Genomic DNA, 21,123 nt, shown 5'->3' with positions numbered 1-21,123 from the left:
CAGGTGTCATTCCAGCGCGTGACGCTGAAATCTAGTCTTTATTATGCAGCTACTTATTTAAAGTTAAGTTTCCTGGATCCCAGTGTCTGGGCACTGGGATGACATCATAGAGGAGCTGGGATGACAAGAAAAAGAGGTACTGGTATGACATTAAAGAGTAGGGATTGATGGTAAAGAGAAATACAGGTGTCATTCCAGCGCGTGACGCTGGAATCTAGTTCTTATTGTACATTTACTTGGTGTAGAGTTAAGTTTCCTGGATCCAAGTAGTCAAGGCACTGGGATGACAAAAAAGGGGCTACTTTCATGACATCATTCTTTTTTCTGGATCCCAGTGACCTTTGTTGTATTGTCAAAGAGATGGATCGTTGAGCGCTCTTTTGCTTGGTTAGAAAAATGTAGGCGATTGTGGAAAAATTGCGAACGTAAACTCAATACCAGCTTGCAAATGATTGTCCTCCTTCATTTCTCTTTACGAAGATTTTAAACAGGTTCTTAAGAAAGTTTTAAATTTTTGCAGACCATATCTAACAATAAACAACTTTAGGTTTAAATTTATGAAATCAGTTGTTATATACATCAGCAAATACGGATTTAACTGGTGTTATGGACTTAAATAAATTTACTGAAAAAGCAAAAAGTCTAATTCAAAGTGCTCAGATGAAAGCGTTGGGAGCTGGGCATCAGATTTTTATGCCTGAGCATTTACTAAAAGTAATGCTTGAGGATGAATTAGGTTTAGTTCAGGATTTGATAAACGCTTGTGGTGGAAATGTGCAAAGTATTTCTGATGCTGTGGATAGCGCAATAAAAAGGTTGCCAGTAATTGAAGGGCCAGGAAGTGGTGGCCTTCAACTTTCAAAAGAAATAGCAAAAGTTTTTGAAGATTCAATTGGTATTGCTCGGAGGAATAAAGATTCGTTTGTTGCCGTTGAGCGTTTACTGCAGGGCCTCATTGCACAAAAAGATGATACTGTAGGCAAAATTCTGGCAGAGAATGGTGTGACTCCACAAAAACTGAACTCAGTTATTGCAGAAATGAGAAAAGGCAGCAGTGCGGACTCGCCAAACAGTGAGGAAAAATTAAACGCGGCAAAGAAATATACAAAAGATGTTACAGAGCTTGCTATGCAAGGCAAGCTTGATCCTGTAATTGGTCGTGATGAAGAGATCAGAAGAACTATGCAGGTATCACTGAGGCGGACAAAAAATAATCCAGTGCTGATAGGTGAACCTGGTGTTGGAAAAACTGCAATAGTCGAGGGGCTTGCAAACAGAATTGTTGCAAACGATGTGCCACTTGGTTTGCGTGATGCAAAGGTTTTAGCTTTGGATTTGGGTAGCTTAATCGCTGGAACGAAGTTTAGAGGAGAATTTGAAGAAAGGTTAAAAGCAGTGATTAATGAAATTTCAAAAACAGAGGGAAAAGTTATCTTGTTTATAGATGAGCTTCATACTTTAGTTGGAGCAGGAGCAACAAGTGGTGCAATGGATGCCTCGAATCTGCTGAAGCCTGCTCTTGCGCGTGGAGAAATTCGCTGTATAGGAGCCACAACTTTAGACGAATATCGTGAACATATAGAAAAAGATCCTGCACTTGCACGGCGTTTCCAGCCTGTGTTTATCTCTCAACCAACTGAAACTGATACCATTTCAATACTCAGGGGTTTGAAGGAAAGATATGAAGTGCATCATGGTATAAGAATTACAGACGGTGCAATAATTGCTGCTGCAACGTTGTCCAATAGATATATAACAGATAGGTTTTTGCCTGATAAAGCAATTGATTTGATTGATGAAGCAGCAAGTAGGGTGAGAATTGAAATGGATAGCAAGCCTGAAGTTATTGATGAACTTGAGAGAAAGGTTATACAGCTAAAGATTGAAGCAGAAGCTCTAAAAAAAGAAAGTGATGAAAATTCTAAACAGCGTTTAAAAAAGATAAATGAAGAGATCGAAAATCTAAACAGTAAATTTGCTGACTTGAACAGCAAATGGCAGATGGAAAAGAATAAAATAGCTAGAATACAAGAAACAGTTGAAAAATTAGATAACGCCAGAAAAGAGCTGGAATTGACTCAGCGGAGTGGAAATTTAGGAAAAGCAGGAGAGCTGATGTATGGTGTGATCCCTCAGCTTGAGAATGAATTAAAAAATCAGGAAAAGGTTACTGATAGTTTCTTAAAGAAAGAAGTGACTGGAGGTGATATTGCAAACATTGTTTCAAAGTGGACAGGAATTCCAGTTGATAACATGATGCACAGCGAAAAGGAAAAACTTCTTAACATGGAGAATGAAATAGGAAGAAGAGTAATAGGGCAAAAAGCTGCGATAGAAGCAATAAGTAACGCAGTTAGGCGCTCTCGCTCTGGTGTGCAAGATACTAATCGACCTTTCGGTTCATTTTTATTCTTAGGCCCAACCGGGGTTGGAAAAACAGAACTGGCAAAAGCCCTTGCTGAATTTCTGTTTGACGATCAATCAGCGCTTTTGCGTTTTGATATGTCAGAATATATGGAAAAACATTCTGTTTCAAAGCTAATTGGCGCGCCTCCAGGGTATGTTGGCTATGAGCAAGGTGGCAGATTAACCGAAGCAGTAAGAAGAAGGCCATATCAGGTTATTCTGTTTGATGAAATAGAGAAGGCAAATACAGATATATTTAATCTATTGCTGCAAATCTTGGATGAGGGTAGACTCACTGATAGTCATGGCAAATTAGTTGATTTTCACAATACCATACTGATTTTAACTTCTAACCTTGGTGCTGAGATAATGCTTAAAGGGGGAGCAGAAAATAGACCTATACTCCCTGTTATCCCAGTGCTTGACACTGGAATCCAGCCAGCGTCACGCGCTGGAATGACATCGGAAGGAGGAGTTGCTAGCTCTGTAAAAAGCGAAGTGATGCAAATAGTTAAATCAGCATTTCGTCCAGAATTTTTAAACAGGCTGGATGAAATTATTATATTCCACAGTTTAACCAGAGATGACATCTATAAAATTATAGATGTTCAATTTTCTTGTTTACAAAAAACACTTGCTAAGCGTAAACTGAGTATAAGTTTGTCACAGGAAGCTAAAGAACTAATAACACAAACTGGCTATGACCCTGAATATGGAGCAAGGCCCTTAAAAAGGGTTATACAAGAGTGTATTCAAAATAATTTAGCTAAATTAGTTTTATCAGGGGAAGTAATAGAAAATGATGAGCTAATAGTGTACGCTCTTGATGATGAAATCTTAGTTAAAAAGGTTTAAGTTCACTGTGTATTTTTATTAAAAAAAATGTGTATAGATCATAATGTTGACACTGAGTCTTTATTTAAGTTAGTTGATCAAGAAAATCAGCAAGATAAAGAAAAAAATAAAAAATTTATTAAGTATTTTTATAGTTTTGTTTATAAAAGCGACCTCAAAGCCAACGATAAGTTTTTGCTATATATTGTAAACGATGCTTACAATTTTGTTTCTCAAAAAGAGAAAGATGAAAGTAAGTTAGTAGTAGGCAATATAGATGATATACCAGGAATAGAAGGCAATTTTACCACGATTAAGATAACAAACGATGATATGCCATTTTTGGTTGATTCTGTTATTGCAACTATTAAATCGCACAATTTAACCATATGCTATTACAGCAACAGCATAATTAACATTAAAAGAAAAGAGGGCCTAATAGATGAGATTTACTCTTTGGAAGAAAGCAATGGAGTCAAAGAGTCGGTTATATATGTAATTATCAAAGGTATAAGTGACAGTTTTGTTGATACATTAAAAGAATCTCTACAAAAAACGCTGAAAGCAGTTAATTGCGTTGTGAAAGATTGGCACTTAATGCTCAAGAAACTTGATGAGGCAAGTCTTTCTGTCATCCCAGCTGGGATCCAGGAAAAGGACACGTGGTCATGCACTGGAATGACATCAGACCGAAATCAAGAGCAAAAAGATTTTCTAGTTTGGTTAAAGAATAATAACTTCATATTTCTAGGTTATCAAGAATATATTGCTGGTAAAGATGAAAAACTTGTCTGTGATAGCAAAAAGGCCCTTGGCCTGATAAGAGTAGGTCAAAGTACGTTGATTCCTTCTGCAAACCTTGATTCCCTATACATATTGAGATCAGATCTAATCTCAATAGTCCATCGGCGTACATACATGAATTGTATAGGAGTAAAAGAATTTGATGACCAGGGTAATGTAGTAAAGGAACGGCGTTTTTTCGGGCTATTTACTTCTGTAGCAGAGGTCCAAGATATTCAAACTATTCCAATAATAAGAGATAAAGTTAAAGTTATAGAAAAAAATGCAGGGTTTGTAACCGGGGGCCACAATAACAAAGCTTTAATTTCTATTTTACAAGCATTCTCTTGTGATGAATTATTCCAATCAAATGAAGACGAATTATTTAAAATTTGCATTTTGATCATATCTCTTGCGATTAGGCCAAGGGTCAGATTATTTTTAAGAAGAGTAGGGGATTTTATTAGTTGCATAGTGCTGATACCAATGCGTTATGCTAGCGCTAGGCTAATGTTCAAGATACGTGACATATTGAAGGATGAGACAAGTGCAGAAAGTTCAGATATTTATAACAATCACATTATCAATGAATATGATTTGATGAAATTGCATGTAGTGCTAAAGACCAAAAATGCTAGTGTTCCTGATGATGAAGTTTTGCGTATCGAAAACAAATTAAGGAACATTACGGAAAAGTGGGAAGATCGTTTTATAGACAATTTATATAATACTTTTAGTACTGTTGAGGATATATTCATCCGTTATTGCAAGGCATTTCCAATAAGCTATCAAGAGAGTTTCGAACCTCATGACGCATATTACGATATGAAAAAATTGGAGATAGTGAGGAAAAAAGGAGTTAGCGAGGTCGATTTAAGACTTACTCGTGACAATCTTAATTATCAATTAAAGGTTTACACTTCGAGCAATGGAGGTCTTGAATTATCGAAGATATTAAGAATTACTAAGAATTTGGGAGCTAAGATTCTATCTCATAATGGCTATTACATAGAAATTAACGGCGGAATATGGATACACCATTTTGTGTTGTCAAGAGTCGATGAATTAATAAACAACATTACTCTAAAAGAGCAATTTGAAATAACACTTGCGAAAGTGTTTAGAAAGGAAATTAAAAATGATTATTTCAATAGTTTGGTCATTATTGCTGGACTGGAGTGGAAAGAAGTGCTTCTGGTTAGAGCGTTAAGTGCTTACCTAAAGCAGACGTCATTTAACTACAATCCAGAATATATCCAAAAGGTAGTCTCAGAGTATCCAAAAATAGTAAAGTATTTGATACAACTATTTCATGCAAGATTTGATCCTAACATAGACATTGATAGAACAGAAACCACGGACATTTTCAGAGAAAAAATTGAGGAACTTCTAAAAGAGATCAGCAATGTTTCACATGATTACGTTTTGCGCTCGATATTTAACTTGATAATGGCTATTTTGAGGACCAGTTATTATCAAGATAATAAACCCTGCTTATCTATAAAATTTGACTCAAATAAAATAAATGGTTTGCCTGATCCTCGTCCATATCGTGAATTGTATATTTATTCAAATCTTTTTGAGGGAATACATCTAAGAGGCGGAAAATTAGCCCGTGGTGGCTTAAGGTGGTCGGATAGGACGGAAGATTTTCGCACTGAAGTTTTGGGGCTCATGAAAGCTCAGATGACAAAAAATGCGGTTATTGTACCTGTTGGCGCAAAGGGTGGATTTGTAATTAAGCAAGTTTATAAAGACAAAGATACTTTAAGAGAGAAAGGTGTTGAATGCTATAAGAGTTTTATCAGGGGAATGCTTGACATTACTGATAATGTAGTTAATGGTAAAATAATTCCACCAGAGAATGTGATTAGGTATGATGAAGATGATCCATATCTCGTAGTTGCTGCTGATAAAGGCACTGCTTCATTTTCTGATTATGCCAACCAAATAGCCTCTGAATACAATTTTTGGCTTGGTGATGCATTTGCATCTGGTGGATCAGTAGGTTATGACCACAAAAAGATGGGTATTACAGCCAGAGGTGCATGGATTGCAGCGCAGAGGCATTTTTGGAAAATGAATAAGGATATTTACCAGGATGCAACTGTTATTGGAATTGGGGATATGGCTGGCGACTTATTTGGAAATGGTATGCTGCTTTCAAAAAACATACATTTAATCGGCGCATTTAACCATATGCATATTTTTATTGACCCAAATCCTGATGCAGAAAAGAGTTTCACAGAGCGTAAACGCCTCTTTGAGTTACCATTTTCAACTTGGATGGATTATAACAAAGATTTGATTTCTAAGGGTGGAGGAGTATTTGAGCGTAGCAGCAAGCAAGTAAACATTTCTCAAGAAATAAAAAAATGCTTTGATATAACAGAAGATATACTACCTCCAAGTGATTTGATTAAATATCTACTCAAAGCAGAAGTGGATTTCATATGGAATGGAGGAATTGGCACGTTTGTTAAGGCAAAGAGTGAAAATCATAGCATGGTCGGTGACAAAGCAAACGATGAGCTGAGAGTAAATGGTAAAGATATTAGAGCTTCTATGTTTATAGAAGGCGGAAATTTAGGATGCACACAGCTTGGAAGAATAGAATATGCTGAAAGGGGTGGATATATCAATGCAGATTTTGTTGATAATTCAGCCGGAGTGACATGTTCGGACCTTGAAGTTAACATCAAGATTGCATTTGTTTCAGCTATGAAAGCAGGGGGTGTTTCTTTAGAAAAAAGGAATGAAATACTGGCAAGTATGGTAGACGAAGTTGCATCCAAGGTGCTTGAGAGCCACAACAGAATTGAAACAAAAGCATTACTTCTTGAGTGTTTGCAAGCTAAAGAGAGATTGGAGCAGCACCACAGGTTACTGCTCAGTTTAGAAAAATCTGGGCTGTTAAACCGGAGCGTAGAATTTCTTCCAACTGAAGAGGAGATAGCAAGGATGTTAACTGGTGCAGAAGGTTTCAGTTCTCCTCAGCTTTCTATTCTAATGTCTTATGCTAGAACGGCAATAAAAAATGAAATTATACATTCCGATCTGCCTGAAAAAGATCTTATATCTAATGACTACTTGCTAGGTTATTTTCCTAAAAAGATGATAACAAAGTTTAAGGATTTCATATTAAAACACCAACTTCGTAGAGAAATTATCTCTACTTGCATTGCAAATGATGTAGTGAATAGAATGGGCTGTATATTCATCAATAATTTGGCTGAGAACACTGGAATTAAGGTACAAGAAGCGGTTAACATATATATTGTTGTTAACCACCTGTATGATTTAAACAGCCTGTGGCAGAAAATTGATGAATTGGATGGAAAAATTGATGTTAACTCATACTTACAAATAGTGAGGAACGTGCAGAAATTTATTGGCAGAGTATCGTTTTGGTTAGTGAAAAATCTTGGCAAGCTTAGCTTTGTAGAGTTGGATGATGTTACAAAATTTAAAGATGCAATTGAAACTTTAGGCCAGAACTTAACTGATGTTTTAGATGAACACCTATTAAAGGTCTATAGCCATGAAACAACTTCTTTAGTAGAACTTAATATAAATAAAGATCTAGCAAAAAAAGTTGCTGATCTATGCGTTCTTGCTTATGCACTGGACATTATATCTGTTGCTGAACAGACATCTTTGTCCATTCTTGATGCTAGTAAAATATACTTTGAGTTAAAGTCGCTGTTAAGATTCGATCTGATTAGAACAATTGCCATCAAGATGAAAAGCCGCTCTTCTTATTGGGATCGCAGCTTAGTTAATGATTTATTGGACGATTTAAGCAATTACCATCACAAGCTAGCTGTTGAAGTCATAAAAGCTACTGATAACCCCAAAGATAAGGTTCAAACCTGGGCTTGTAATGATAAGGACTACATAGAACGTTATAATAGTTTTTTAGATGAGATGGTTGCTTCTAAACTTGATTTAAGCAAATTAATATTTATAATCAGGAGGATTAAAGTACTTGCTTCATAGGAAAAATGTTTAATATAGGTCTTTCAGAAATTTTGGTCGTTGCTTTAGTGAGCATAATTGTTCTTGATAGAAATAAGGTGCCTGTATTTATTGATCTTATTAGGAATACATATAAGTATCTTATGATTATAAAATCAAAAGCTAGGAGGTTATTGAAAGACGCAGGAATTGAAGACTTATACAAAGAGTGTAATACTGAGAAAGTAAATTACATAGTTGGTAAAAATGGTAAGCTTTATCCTACTTACGATATAGATAATACATCCAAAGATAATGACAGCAAAGATCCTAGTAGTAGATGATGTACTATGTAATGTTAAGCTTTTAGAAGCTCGACTAAAAGCAGAGTACTATACGGTTATCGTGGCCTATGATGGTGAGGAAGCCATGGATTTAGTAGCAAAACAGCAGCCCGATATTATATTACTCGATATTATGATGCCAAAAATGAATGGCTTTGAAGTTTGTAAGGAGCTAAAGAATGATCCCTTGACAACCCATGTTCCAATAATTATGGTAACTGCGCTGCATGACGCTCATGATAGAGTACAGGGCATTAATGCTGGTGCAGATGATTTTTTGACTAAACCAATAGACGAAACTGCTTTATCTGCAAGGATCAAGTCTCTCACGCGCTTAAAAATGATTATAGATGAATTGCGTTTAAGAGGAGAACCCAACGCTGAGATTGGCGGAGTAGCAGGAAACAGTATTATGGATTATTCTAATCAGATTTTTGATGCTAACATACTTGTTGTAGATGAAGATGTCTTTCAAGCAGAGCAGATATATAATGTACTAAAGCACCGCTTTAGGTCAATTAAAATACTGAGTGATCCAGTGGAGGCATTAAAGGTTGGTATTAAGAATAATTACGACCTGATCATTTCTGATATGCAGTTTTCAAAAACTGACGGCCTGCGTTTGTGTTCTGAGTTTCGTGGTAAAGTAGAAACACGCTATACACCAATTCTGATTCTTTCTGAGGATTATGATAAAAACAATTTAGTAAAAGCACTTGATGTAGGTGCTAATGATTATTTAACAGTACCTTTGGATGAGGGTGAGTTAATAGCAAGGGTTAATTCGCAAGTAAAACGCAAAAGATATCAAGATGCCTTGAGAATGAATTTATTTAATAATGCGGAAATGTCTATAAAGGACCCATTAACTAACTGTTATAATAGAAGATATTTTGATGCACACTTAAGAAACATTGTTAAGGACTCTGTGGAAAAGGATAGAAGGTTGTCTCTTATGATACTTGATATAGACTATTTTAAGATGGTGAATGACAGTTTTGGGCATAGTGCTGGAGATGAACTTTTAAAGCAAGTACAGAAAAGAATTTCTGAAAATATCAGAGTGACAGATTTACTAGCTAGGTTTGGTGGTGAGGAGTTTGTTGTTGTAATGCCAGATACCAATGTATCAGATGCGTATACTATTGCGGAGAGAATACGAAAAATTATTGCTAAAGAACCTTTTATACTTGCGGACAAAAATACAACCCATAACATAACTGTGAGCATTGGAATTGCAGAAATGCAAGGATCTGACCTTGACGATATTAAAAAATTTATAGTACGTGCTGACAAATATTTATATAAGGCAAAAAACAGTGGTAGAAATAGAGTGGTTACTGGCTATAGCTAAAGTGGCTTAAGTTTACCGACAACCGTCATTCCGCTACTCGTTAGCGGAATCTATGCTGAGATACCGCGAATGAATCGCGGTATGACGTGTTGCTTAGGTTAGCTATAGATTTCTGAAATGATTTCAAAAAGATGATAACTAAGGTTAAAGCAACAACATGAGGTTTCTCAGCTCTGGAAATTTCATGTTTAACTGCAAAAATAGATACTTATTTAAAAAATATCCTGTGACTTTCAGTCCTAACTGAAATTCTTGAAATGAGTAGCTGTTTTGTAGGTTATTATTGTATACATCATGCAACATTTGTGGAAAAGGTAGGAGTTTATCTGCATAATAATCTCCTGCTTTTTTTGACACTGCTCTACCAGTTTTTGGAGAAATAAATTGTAAGTTTTCCTTAACACCTGTTACAGCACATTTGGATAAGTCTAACTTGAATCCCAATTGCGTAAGAAGCAGAAGCTCTAAGTTAAGATAATGGCTTTGCCAAGACTGATTGTTGTGTTTAATTACATCGATGAAATATCGAAAATTGTCATACAGTACGGCACAGGGTTCACTTTCTGGAAGCACTTTTTCTAAAATAGAGGAAAAAGAGACAATAGTAATGCTTTTTAACCTATCTTGAAAGAAATGATGGAATGGAGATTCAATTAATTCGCACTTTAAAAAACCTAGATTTTCAGGTAACTTAGCACTCCATTCTGCATGTAATAGATTACTTATCTGAAACTTATAATTGCTATTGTTTGTTAGCTTAATTAATCCCCTGCGCTTTCCATGATTTTTTGTAAACAGAGAAAGAATTAAGTTTTTATCGCCGTATTTTTTAGCAGCTATAATGATGCCTTCATCTTTCCATCTCATTTAGAGTATATTGACCGTATGATATTATAGTATCTTTCAACTCAATCACTATAAAGCAACGTAATTTTAAATGGTAGAATAATAAATCAATATAAAAGTCTTCATCTCCAACATCTAAATGAAATTGTCTGCCAACAAAAGCAAATCCTTCACCGAGTTCTAACAGAAATTTTTCCATATGTCCTACGAGTCCTTTTTCTACTTCTCTTTCATGAGCATCCTTACCTATACTTAAAAAATCAAAAATATATGGATCCTTAAGAGTTTGATTTGCTAGATCTGATGTTGGATAAGGCAGTTTTTCTTTAAAATTTGTAATTGCTTTACCTTGCCGTTTATGAAGGCCAAGTTCTATTTGATGTATCATTATAGCGCGTGACCAACCATACTCTGAAGCATTTCTTATATAAAATAGCCTTGCTTCGTGATCTTTTACTCGCTCCATTAAAACGACATGATGATACCATGGTAATATTCCAGCAACTTGCTGGAGAAATTCAGGATTAGGATAAATCTCCGCAAAACGCCTCATATTATGCAAGTTAGCAATACCAAATCCTTTCATTTCCGGGAATTCAGCCTTTAAGTCTCTACTTAACTGCTCAATTACTTTAGCTCCCCAACCCTGACTCTTTTGTTTTTCTAGAATCCGCGTTCCAATATAATGATAAAGCAGTAGCAGTTCTTTATTTACTGTTCTTGCTGCCTTATAACGGCTTGTTGCAATACGATCTTTCAACTGCTCTAAAAATTCTGTATATTCTTTTGCTATAATTTTTGTCATACGGTTCCTTTAATCCATTATACAATTCCTTTGTCTGTTGAGAAGACAATCTTTTGCTTGCCTGCAACTTTGAAGGGATTCCTTGTTTACTTCAAACTCGTCCATCAACTAAAATATATTGACTTTATGTGCAATATTAGCTTTAAACCAGTAAAACAAGCTGCTTAACATATGCGTTTTTTCTATTCTAATTACATTCTTTTTTTATCTTTATGTTGTTTTCTGCTTTTTTCGTTACCTTCAACAAAAGCCCAAACGAATGATACGTCAGTTGTTCCTATACCACAAAGGAAAAAAGAAACAGTTGAGCACACTGTTGTAGCACAACCGAGGCAAATTATCGAGATGCAAGAAGAAGTCATTATTAACGAGGGTAAAGAATTCATTCCAGTTCCAAGAAGAAAAAAAAGTGTAGGGAAGAAATTAAGAAGGGATGTTAGAGAGGCAAAAAATGAAATAGGAAACGAAAAAAGCGTTGAGAATGAAAAGGATGAATTAGTTGTAACAGAAATTATTAACTCTATAAGAGACAAACTTACAAAATGCTGGAGCATTCCTGAAAGCATAGCTTACAAAGAAAATTTTAATATAAAAATTAACTTATTATTATCCAGTCAAGGCGAGATAATTATGGCCGATGTAGCAGACAGTGATTCCTATCGAAATAATCCACTTTTCAGGTCGATAGCAGATAACGCAATGCGTGCAGTATATAAATGTAGCCCATTGACTGGCTTGCCTACTCAGTACCACCACATTTGGCGTGAAGTAACATTAGACTTTATTCTAAATGGGTAAAATCTTACAATAGACCTCTTATATTACCTTCTGTCATCCAAGTAGTCAGGCTACTTGGATGACAGAAGTAGACACTTCACATTATCATTCCAGCGCTCCTTTCTTGTCATACCAGTGCGTGACACTGGCATCCAGAAAAAAATAGATCCCAGTGTCTGGGCACTGGGATGACGTAATACGGTTCTTGGATGACAAAGAAGGGCGGGAAAAACTCTGTAGTCAGCAGATTTTCAATCAAGAACAGCCAAAGATCTCTCTAAGATGTCAGTTTCTTTTGTATCTGCAACTTTACCGTTCTGATCGAACGAAATTTGCAGAGACTTACTGCTATACTTCCTTTTTCCTAAGAAGTTAGCTTGTTTAATTTTATATGAGACATAGTACCAAACATTGTCATCGAACTTTGATACTAATGTTGGTGATCCTAAAGTGTGAACCACTTTTTCTTTATCGTCACCTGCTTCTATCTTGCTCCACAATTCAACACTAATGCCAGGAGCTCCGTGGTTGTGAATAGTGTGTGTGCAGCTCACTGTAAATAATAAAATAAAAGATATTAATACTCGCATTTCTGTTGATAAATTACTTGAAGCTATAATACACTAATAAATTACCTACCGTCAAATTTCAAAAAGTTAAATTGACTGATTCTCAATATCATTTAATATAATATTTACTTTAGAAAATAACAGGTGTCTTATGTCATTGTTAGAAGCAGATCCAATATACAAACCTTTTAATTACCCTTGGGCGTATGATGCGTGGCTGCAGCAACAAAGAATCCATTGGATACCTGAGGAAGTTCCGCTTGCTGATGACGTGAAGGATTGGAAAACTAAACTTTCAAACGTAGAGAAAAATCTACTAACTCAGATTTTTAGATTCTTTACTCAAGCGGACATTGAAGTAAATAACTGCTACATGAGACATTATTCAAATATATTTAAGCCAACAGAAATATGCATGATGCTTGCAAGTTTTTCCAATATGGAAACCATACACATTGCAGCTTATTCTTATCTTTTAGACACAATTGGCATGCCAGAAAGCGAGTATCAAGCATTTTTAAAGTATGATGCTATGAGAAAGAAATATGAATACATGCTAGAATTTGAGGAAAGCAAAAAACACGATAAAAAACATGTAGCTAAAACTCTAGCAGTGTTTGGTGCATTTACTGAGGGGTTGCAGTTATTTGCATCGTTTGCAATTTTGCTCAATTTCCAACGCTTTGGAAAAATGAAAGGCATGGGGCAGATAATCGCCTGGTCAGCTCGTGATGAAACTTTGCACACCAATTCAATTATTATGTTATTTAATACATTTATTAAAGAGAATAATGAAATTTGGGACAACGAGTTTAAAGAGGAATTATATTCTGCATGCCGCACTATTGTTGAGCTTGAGGACGAATTCATAAAGCTTGCCTTTGATTTAGGAGATGTTGAAGGACTATCCGCAGAAGAAGTGCGTAATTACATACGCTACGTAGCAAACAGACGGTTAATGCAATTAGGTCTTGAGTCTATATATGATGTCAATAATAATCCTATTCCATGGCTCGATGAAATACTAAATGGCGTTGAACATACGAATTTCTTTGAAAATAGAGTAACAGAGTATAGTCGTGCAGCAACTCAAGGCACATGGGAGGAGGCTTTTACTGAAAACGACACGAGTAATAGGTGAGTGCTAATTTCACTCTTCCTTGTCATGCAAGTAGCTGACACTGGAATCAGTTTTTTGATCGAGAATGTTGTATAGTGCATAATCAATTTTCCTGGATCGAAGTAGTCAAGGCACTGGGGTCTGATAGACAATATTCGTGCAGTATGCACTAGAGTAACAAAAGCAGCTGGTTTTTCATAGTGTTCCACAGCAGTTTAGACAGTTTTGCTTTACTTAACAACTAACTTACCATATATATGTCCACAGGACATTGGTATATAAGAACGTGCTACAACTATTAATCTTACTCACGGTCATCACTTCAGTTGCATTCTTTGGTCATTTAGTTCCAATGGAAGCAAAAACCTTCTTGTACTCAACGAGCCTGAGTATAAAAGAGGTTTTGCTATTTATAATGCCTTTTATTATTTTTGCGTTAATCTTTAGCAGTGTTAACAATCTTAAGCAGTCAGCTATAAAGTTCATATTGTTACTTATTATAATGATCTTCTTATCGAATCTGGCTTCAAGTTTAATAGCTTATTCTGTTGGGCATTTTATCATACAAAACACTTATTCAATACAAGATATAACGTATGAAGAAACAATTGTTCCTTTATGGTCGTTTAGGCTTCCGCTACTCCTTTCTAACTTTCATGCTCTCGCTTGTGGATTTGTGTCCAGCATAGTAGTGTCTATACTGCTACCTAAGAAAAGCAAAGAGCTTTCGAACAAAATGTTAGATTTAACTCTCTTTATCTTGAAGACATTTTTGACGCCGATTATTCCAATATTTGTACTTGGGCTTGCTTTAAAAATGCAGCATGATCAAGTTTTATCTATAATATTTAAGGATTACTCAATAATTTTCATTATTATAGCATCTGCAACCTACCTTTATGTTTTCCTCTTATATGGAGCAGCAAATTCATTCAAGATCACAAGCTGGATAGCTAGTATAGGCAATATGATACCGGCATTTATTACTGCGATGAGCACAATGTCTAGTAATGCAACTATGCCACTTACTCTTGAAGGAAGCAAAAAAAATGTAAAGCAACCTGATATAGCATCGTCTGTTGTACCAATAACTGCTAGCTTTCATTTAGTAGGTGATTGCTTTTTTGTTATAATATTATCAATGGTAATTACTTCTGGTTATTTATTGTCCACAACGGACTATGTAACTTTTCTTCTCTATTTTTTGTTATTTAAGTTTGCTATCGTTGCAGTGCCGGCAGGAGGAATTATGGTAATGCTACCTATTCTTGAGAAACACCTCAAATTTTCTCCAGAAATGCTTTCGTTAATCACAGCCTTGTATATAGTGTTTGATCCAATAATCACTTCAGCAAATGTTATGGGTAATGGTGCCTTTACTATGATGTTTACAAAACTCTATGATAAGCTTAAGTAATGTCTATTTTAGCGATTGATACTGTAGGTACTGGTAGTTCAATAGCAATAGTTGATTATGATGGTAATTGTTTTGTAGAGCGCAATTCCGCCAGCAACAATCATGTAGAATCATTTTTTCAAATTCTGAATACTTTATTTGATAAGCACAATTATAATTATGATAAAATAGATCATTTAGCGGTGGTAGTTGGACCAGGAAGTTTCACTGGAATTAGAGTTGGTATATCAGCAGCACAAGGTATAAATCTTGCTACAAATAAGCCATTATACGGAGTTAGTGCGCTGGAAGTTCAAGCTTACACAATATCTTTGCTTTGTACGAATAGCAAAAAAAATATCAGAGCTATAATCAAAAATGCTCAAGGGTTTTATACGCAGTTATTTGATTTCAATTTATTGCCGCTATCTGGTCCAACTGCAGCACGTGACCCTGGATCCAAGTGTCACGCTACAAGCAGTGACTGCATTACACATATGGATTGCAATTTAAATGCTAGCCATGCAGGACTATTAGTTCATTATAGACTGAAGAACAAGCAAAAATTAAATGAGGTTGAGGCTCTATATTTAAATGAGCCTCAGTATATGAAATCATTATAGACTATTCTTTCGCGTACATGCTAATTTGGCTAAGCTTGTGCATCTGGTTTACTATCTCTTGAGCTACTTCTTTTATACTCATATCTGAATTTTCTATCTCTATGGCACTCGGTGGTATAAATAAATTGTTAATCCTAAATTGCTCTATCATGCTATTTACATTAGTCACCTTCCTATTTTTTCTTTGCCTTTTTAATGCAATACGCTTTTGTAATGTCGGTAGATCACACCTAAGTACCACAGGAAGGATTTCTGTGTTCATTTTTTTACTAAGTCTTACTGTTGAATCATACATCCTCATGTTCTGGTCATTATTTTCCATCAACTCATCAATAAATATGTAATTTTTTGAGTGAATCGGATAATTTTCTATTGCCTGAAACATAATTTGCATAATGCCATATATTCTATCTTGAACTTCTTTAGGTATTTGATCACGTTCAAAGACACCATTGTATATAGAGCAAACTTGAACATTGTTATAGAACTTACTATTTACAATTAATGCGTCTATCATATTGGATAATTCTATTGCTGTGGAAAGTTTACCACTTCCCGGAAGACCAGAGAGATATATGAAGAATCCTACTGGCTGTTTTTTTGTGTTAATACTTACCATATTATTTTCAATCTTGAACTTACATTTATAATAACATAAAAATAAAGCTTTAAAACATATGAAACATTACATGGAAAATTACTTTTATAGTTAAGATATTATGCAATTTAGAAACATAAATTCTGTATATAAACTCTATAATAACGATAACTGTTTTTAAGCAAGCTACAACACAAAAGTGTTTGATATTCAGAAAGCAAGACAGAGTAGCATAGACTTATTAGTTTACTATAAGCCTTTTTTCGTGTATAAATCTTCAGAAGATTCTAACAGAGGATTGTGTTGTTAACAAAGAGCAGAGTAAAAAGGGATCTAGTCTATGCCTATCAGATTTTGTCTTACCTTAAACTGGATGATCATACATATACTCACCTCTCGGTACGTTCTGAAGATCAAAAGTCGTTTTATATTTACCCATTTGGTATACGCTTTGACGAAGTGAATGAAAATTCATTGATGAGAGTATCACTAGATGGAAATGTGATTGAGGGTACAGAATATCAATATAATAAAACTGGCTATATAATTCATGGTTTTGTTTATCAAGCAAGGAAAGACATTCAAGCAATTTTTCACCTGCATACACCTTCTATTGTAGCAGTTTCTTCTCTAAAAGATGGACTGCTTCCAATAAGTCAATGGGCACTGCACTTTTACAATAAAATCTCTTACTATAATTATAATTCCCTAGCACTTAGCAATACAGAAGGAAAGAGGTTAACAGCTGATCTGAAAGAAAATTTTGTCATGTTAATGCGCAATCATGGATCTATAACGTGTGGTCGGACTATACAAGAAGCAATGTTTTACACGTATCATTTAGAACGAGCGTGCAAAACTCAATGTTTAACGTTAGCAATGAATAGGGAGTTATCAATTCCAAGTGAAGAAATTTGCTCAAAAGCTGTAAAGGATCTCCTATCTTTTGAAAGCAATTTTGGTGAGAGGGATTGGCACGCATGGGTTAGACTAATTAAAAGTAAGTTGTAAGAGGCTTTTGCACTACTATCTGTCATCCAAGTAGGGAGTCCTATGCGTCAAGTTAAGAGGTTGTGAGCAAATTTAGAGAGGTTAAAGTGTGACCTTACCCAGAAAAAGTAGAACCGCCAAGTGAAAAATATATGCTAATTAGTACAACATCAGAGCTGGAAAATACGTGTGAAGAATTAATAGCAAAAAAGCCGAAATTTATAGCAGTTGATACGGAGTTCATTAGAAATAATTTAACCTACTACCCAAAATTATCGTTAATTCAAATTTCTTACGGAGAGAAGAGTTTTATTGTAGACGCATTAGTGCCAGAAATTGATTTATCATTCATTAAAAAAATAATGCTAAATCAGGGGATAACCAAAGTGTTTCATAGCTGCCGGCAGGATATAGAATCCTTACTCACTGTGTTTAAATGTATTCCCACTCCCATTTTTGATACCCAAGTTGCCGCTATGTTTTGTCATTATTATCATGACTTTATTGGTTACTCAAAAGTAGTAGAGCAATATCAAGGAGTAGTGCTGGATAAAATTAAAGCTAAAAATTCAGATTGGTTAAGGCGTCCGTTGTCCAAGGATCAGTTAGACTATGCAATAAACGACGTGGTACACCTATATTACTTATACCAAATATTGTGCAATAAACTTGAAGAAAATAATAGAATGGGCTGGTTTCAAGAAGAGATGGAATCAATAGTTAATATAAATAAGTATTTACATAGTCCAAAAGATGCATGGAAGAGAATTAAATTTAATTATGAAGCAAATCCAAGATTGGTATTAACTGTTAAAGCAGTTAGTGAATGGCAAGAGACCTTAGCACAGCGCTATAATATGAATCGTAATAAAGTAATTAATAATGCTGTCATAGCTGGTTTTATTGAAAAAAATGTAGAGCATGTTGATGAGATTTTAGATAATCTCAAGAGGAATGCAAAAAATATAAAAGATGCAGATTTACTAGAGCTTGTAAATATTTTTAATGAAAATGAAAAAAATTGGATGCAGCAAAACAGCATCTTACCGAATAATTATGACAAATCTGTGTTCGATATACTCTCAACTATTTTAGATAGTAAATGTAAAGAAAGTAATATATCAAGGAAATTAGTTTCTTCAAAAGATGAATTAACCGGGTCAATATCTGGGCAGATAGATAAACTATTCAAGGGGTGGAGATACGATTTTTTTGGCAGGTCAATCGAATTATTTCTGAACACAAGCTCAAAATTTGAGATTTTAGCAGTGAAATCCGCAAATAATACAACTAAAATTCGGAGTAATTTGGTGGAGAATAATTGTTGCTAAAGTAACTTAGATTTATCGACAATCGTCATTTCGCTGCTTGTTAGGGGGATCTAGAGATACCGCGGCGGTATGGCGGTTCGCGGCAGTATGAAGATAACCTCGTCATCCCGCTGCTTGTTAGCGGCCAAGAGATACTACGGTGGTATGAAGTAGAGCTACGTGTTGAGGTTTAATGAATCCACTATATCTTTTACTTGAGAAAAAACATACTCTTTGCTTACACTGGTGTCGATAATAAAGCCACTCATCTTCCTTTTCTCCTCAATAGATAACTGAACATTGAAGATTAAATTTAGCTTTTCTTTATCTATGTTGCGTTCGTTAAGTCTTTGAGCTTGCACAACGCTATCTGCATAGATAAAAATAATAAGGTCACAGTATGAATGAAATTTTGTTTCTAATAGAAGTGGCACATCTAAAACTAAAAGCTTTCTATCGATCTTTTTTTCCTTGGCAATAAAAAATTCTAATTCACGCAGCACAGCAGAGTGAACCAAAGATTGAAATTGTTTCCAATTTTCATCGTAGGCTAAGAAATATTTAGACAGTACTGTTCTACCTATTTCACCATTTACTACCACTCCAGGAAAATTTTTTTCTGCATAACTTATTATGCTTTTATCCACTTTATAAAGTTGGTGTACAACAGAATCAGCATCAAACACAGCAGCACCAAACTCTTGAAAGCAATTAGCTACAAAGCTCTTTCCTACCCCAATTCCGCCCGTTAGACCTATGATCATATAGCAAAATACATTAGACTTCTTTCGAAACTATATTACAGTAGCTGCTGTGTCTACTCAAAACCCAAATTTGGCTATGCAGAGGCTCTGATGATATAAGAAAAAATAAACAGCTATTATTTTTTTAGTAATTAAGTAAAATAGAGTGAAAGATTGCGAGGAAGTTTTGAAAAATAAGATAAAAAAGATAGTAATTTCAGGAAAGGAAGTGTGGCCAATCATCGAGGGCGGCAAAGGCATCGCAATCAGTGATGGAAGGTCAAGTGGAGCATTTGCTGCAGCAGATGCTGTGGGTACGTTTTCTGGTGCAAATGCTAAGCTTATTGATGATAATGGTGAGTTAGTGCCGCTGATTTACAAAGGTAAAACAAGAAATGAAAAACACAGTGAATTGATTGAGTATAGTATTAAAGCTGGAATCAGTCAGGCAAAAATAGCGAATGAAATATCAAAAGGTCATGGAAGAATACATATGAATGTGCTTTGGGAGATGGGAGCAGCAGAACGCGTGCTTCATGGCATATTAGAAAAAGCAAAAGGCTTAGTTCATGGTATTACCTGCGGTGCTGGTATGCCTTATAGGCTTGGAGAAATTGCAGCTAAATATCAGGTTTATTATTACCCTATTGTCTCATCGGTGCGTGCTTTTAAAGCATTATGGAAGCGTACTTACCAAAGAATATCTTCCTATTTGCTTGGTGGAGTAGTGTATGAAGATCCATGGCTTGCTGGAGGGCACAATGGACTCAGTAACAGTGAAGACCCAGGGCTACCACAAGCTCCATTTGAAAGAGTTGCAGAGCTTAGATCTTTCATGAACGAGATCGGTCTTTCAGAAACACCAATTGTTATGGCAGGAGGAGTGTGGCATTTGAAAGATTGGGAACATTCGCTTAACAATTTGCAAATTGGCCCTATAGCTTTTCAGTTTGGCACTCGTCCACTTTTGACGAAAGAAAGCCCAATTTCTGCAGAGTGGAAAAAGAAGCTACTCACTTTAGAAGAAGGTGATGTATTTTTAAATAAATTCAGTCCAACAGGGTTTTACTCATCTGCAGTAAAAAATAACTTCATCCGTGAGTTACAGGAGAGAAACTTACGTCAAATAAAATTTTCAGAAAATGCCAGCAAAGAATTCAGTAGTGAATTTGCAATGGGTAGCAGAGGTAGGAAGATCTACCTTACTTCAAAAGACAAAGAGCTGGCAAATACATGGACTAAAGCAGGGTATACAGAAGCAATGAAAACTCCAGATACAACTGTTATTTTTGTGACACCAGGCAAATTTGCAGAGATAAGACAAGATCAAATCAATTGTATGGGATGCTTAAGTCATTGTTTGTTTAGCAATTGGAAGGATCACGGCGACCATTCAACGGGACGAAAGCCAGATCCACGAAGTTTTTGTATACAAAAAACACTGCAAAACATTATACATGACGGCGATATTGAAAACGAACTCATGTTTTCCGGTCACAATGTGTACAAATTTAAGCAAGACCCATTTTATGAGAATGGCTATGTACCGACAATAAAAGAACTGGTGGAAAGGATATTGATTGGGTATTAAGTTATGGTTGATTTGACAAGAAGACGTTACTTTGTTATAATAAGTATTTATTAATTTAGTCTTAACTTAAGAGAGTA

The 21,123-nt window shown here is 35.3% G+C and carries 16 protein-coding genes and 2 pseudogenes; 12 read left to right on the top strand and 6 right to left on the bottom strand.

Annotated elements, in window-relative coordinates:
• Positions 1-221 precede the first annotated feature (221 nt).
• Complete coding sequence (locus tag OZD70_RS02930; RefSeq protein WP_275020766.1) at positions 222-356, bottom strand: hypothetical protein; 135 nt, start codon at positions 354-356, stop codon at positions 222-224.
• Between OZD70_RS02930 and OZD70_RS02925 the strand changes: the two are divergent.
• The 5 genes and pseudogenes from OZD70_RS02925 to OZD70_RS02905 form a co-directional block, all read left to right on the top strand.
• Positions 338-487 (top strand): annotated as a pseudogene (locus tag OZD70_RS02925) (transposase); the annotation flags it as partial. The gene OZD70_RS02930 and the pseudogene OZD70_RS02925 sit on opposite strands and share 19 nt — an antisense overlap.
• Before the next feature lie 119 nt (positions 488-606).
• Positions 607-3,261 carry an ATP-dependent chaperone ClpB gene (gene clpB / locus OZD70_RS02920; RefSeq protein ID WP_275020771.1) on the top strand — a complete coding sequence of 885 codons (2,655 nt, stop codon included), beginning with the start codon at positions 607-609 and terminating at the stop codon, positions 3,259-3,261.
• A gap of 27 nt (positions 3,262-3,288) precedes the next feature.
• Complete coding sequence (locus OZD70_RS02915) at positions 3,289-8,022, top strand: NAD-glutamate dehydrogenase (RefSeq protein ID WP_275020764.1); 4,734 nt, start codon at positions 3,289-3,291, stop codon at positions 8,020-8,022.
• A 5-nt stretch (positions 8,023-8,027) separates the two neighbouring features.
• Positions 8,028-8,324 carry a Sec-independent protein translocase subunit TatB gene (tatB, locus tag OZD70_RS05905; RefSeq protein ID WP_182183153.1) on the top strand — a complete coding sequence of 99 codons (297 nt, stop codon included), beginning with the start codon at positions 8,028-8,030 and terminating at the stop codon, positions 8,322-8,324.
• The gene (locus OZD70_RS02905; RefSeq protein ID WP_275020760.1) at positions 8,296-9,678 is read left to right on the top strand and encodes a PleD family two-component system response regulator; all 1,383 of its coding nucleotides are present in this window, start codon (positions 8,296-8,298) and stop codon (positions 9,676-9,678) included. The genes tatB and OZD70_RS02905 overlap by 29 nt, the downstream gene beginning before the upstream one ends.
• A gap of 144 nt (positions 9,679-9,822) precedes the next feature.
• Here OZD70_RS02905 and recO read toward each other — a convergent pair whose 3' ends face one another.
• Positions 9,823-10,545, bottom strand: coding sequence for a DNA repair protein RecO (gene recO / locus OZD70_RS02900; RefSeq protein WP_182183150.1), 723 nt, complete (start codon positions 10,543-10,545; stop codon positions 9,823-9,825).
• Between the two features lie 31 nt (positions 10,546-10,576).
• A pseudogene (locus OZD70_RS02895) lies at positions 10,577-11,329 on the bottom strand (PDDEXK nuclease domain-containing protein); the annotation flags it as partial.
• A 171-nt stretch (positions 11,330-11,500) separates the two neighbouring features.
• On the opposite strand from OZD70_RS02895, the gene OZD70_RS02890 reads away from it, so the two are divergent.
• On the top strand, positions 11,501-12,127 hold the full coding sequence (locus OZD70_RS02890) for a hypothetical protein (RefSeq protein ID WP_275020756.1): 627 nt from the start codon (positions 11,501-11,503) through the stop codon (positions 12,125-12,127).
• A 230-nt stretch (positions 12,128-12,357) separates the two neighbouring features.
• Here OZD70_RS02890 and OZD70_RS02885 read toward each other — a convergent pair whose 3' ends face one another.
• Positions 12,358-12,696, bottom strand: a complete 339-nt coding sequence (locus OZD70_RS02885; protein ID WP_182183145.1) for an outer membrane protein assembly factor BamE — start codon at positions 12,694-12,696, stop codon at positions 12,358-12,360.
• A gap of 130 nt (positions 12,697-12,826) precedes the next feature.
• On the opposite strand from OZD70_RS02885, the gene OZD70_RS02880 reads away from it, so the two are divergent.
• The 3 genes from OZD70_RS02880 to tsaB all read left to right on the top strand — a co-directional run bounded on the left by OZD70_RS02880 (position 12,827) and on the right by tsaB (position 15,814).
• A complete protein-coding gene (locus OZD70_RS02880; protein ID WP_182183143.1) occupies positions 12,827-13,816 on the top strand; it encodes a ribonucleotide-diphosphate reductase subunit beta in 990 nt (329 codons plus the stop codon).
• A 265-nt stretch (positions 13,817-14,081) separates the two neighbouring features.
• On the top strand, positions 14,082-15,212 hold the full coding sequence (locus OZD70_RS02875) for a cation:dicarboxylate symporter family transporter (RefSeq protein WP_275020769.1): 1,131 nt from the start codon (positions 14,082-14,084) through the stop codon (positions 15,210-15,212).
• Complete coding sequence (gene tsaB / locus OZD70_RS02870; protein ID WP_182183142.1) at positions 15,212-15,814, top strand: tRNA (adenosine(37)-N6)-threonylcarbamoyltransferase complex dimerization subunit type 1 TsaB; 603 nt, start codon at positions 15,212-15,214, stop codon at positions 15,812-15,814. Before OZD70_RS02875 ends, tsaB begins: the two co-directional genes overlap by 1 nt.
• Before the next feature lies 1 nt (position 15,815).
• On the opposite strand, the gene OZD70_RS02865 is transcribed toward tsaB, so the two are convergent.
• The gene (locus tag OZD70_RS02865) at positions 15,816-16,433 is read right to left on the bottom strand and encodes an AAA family ATPase (RefSeq protein ID WP_375138150.1); all 618 of its coding nucleotides are present in this window, start codon (positions 16,431-16,433) and stop codon (positions 15,816-15,818) included.
• Between the two features lie 279 nt (positions 16,434-16,712).
• Between OZD70_RS02865 and OZD70_RS02860 the strand changes: the two genes are divergently transcribed.
• Together OZD70_RS02860 and OZD70_RS02855 are read left to right on the top strand one after the other, a co-directional pair.
• Positions 16,713-17,423 (top strand): class II aldolase/adducin family protein, encoded by a 711-nt coding sequence (locus OZD70_RS02860; RefSeq protein ID WP_275020754.1) that lies wholly within the window; start codon positions 16,713-16,715, stop codon positions 17,421-17,423.
• Between the two features lie 131 nt (positions 17,424-17,554).
• Positions 17,555-18,733: a ribonuclease D gene (locus OZD70_RS02855; RefSeq protein WP_275020752.1), complete on the top strand. Its 1,179-nt coding sequence runs from the start codon at positions 17,555-17,557 to the stop codon at positions 18,731-18,733.
• Positions 18,734-18,888: 155 nt separating this feature from the next.
• Here OZD70_RS02855 and coaE read toward each other — a convergent pair whose 3' ends face one another.
• A complete protein-coding gene (gene coaE, locus OZD70_RS02850) occupies positions 18,889-19,476 on the bottom strand; it encodes a dephospho-CoA kinase (protein ID WP_182183137.1) in 588 nt (195 codons plus the stop codon).
• A 166-nt stretch (positions 19,477-19,642) separates the two neighbouring features.
• Here coaE and OZD70_RS02845 point away from each other — a divergent pair, with 166 nt between their 5' ends.
• Positions 19,643-21,046, top strand: coding sequence for an NAD(P)H-dependent flavin oxidoreductase (locus tag OZD70_RS02845; RefSeq protein WP_275020750.1), 1,404 nt, complete (start codon positions 19,643-19,645; stop codon positions 21,044-21,046).
• The last annotated feature ends 77 nt before the right edge of the window (positions 21,047-21,123 follow it).

The sequence above is a fragment of the Wolbachia endosymbiont of Drosophila tsacasi genome, assembly GCF_028982115.1.
In the GTDB taxonomy this organism is placed as follows: domain Bacteria; phylum Pseudomonadota; class Alphaproteobacteria; order Rickettsiales; family Anaplasmataceae; genus Wolbachia; species Wolbachia pipientis_B.
The sequence above is the reverse complement of the archived record's forward strand: the minus strand, read 5'-3'. Positions and strand labels throughout refer to the sequence as shown.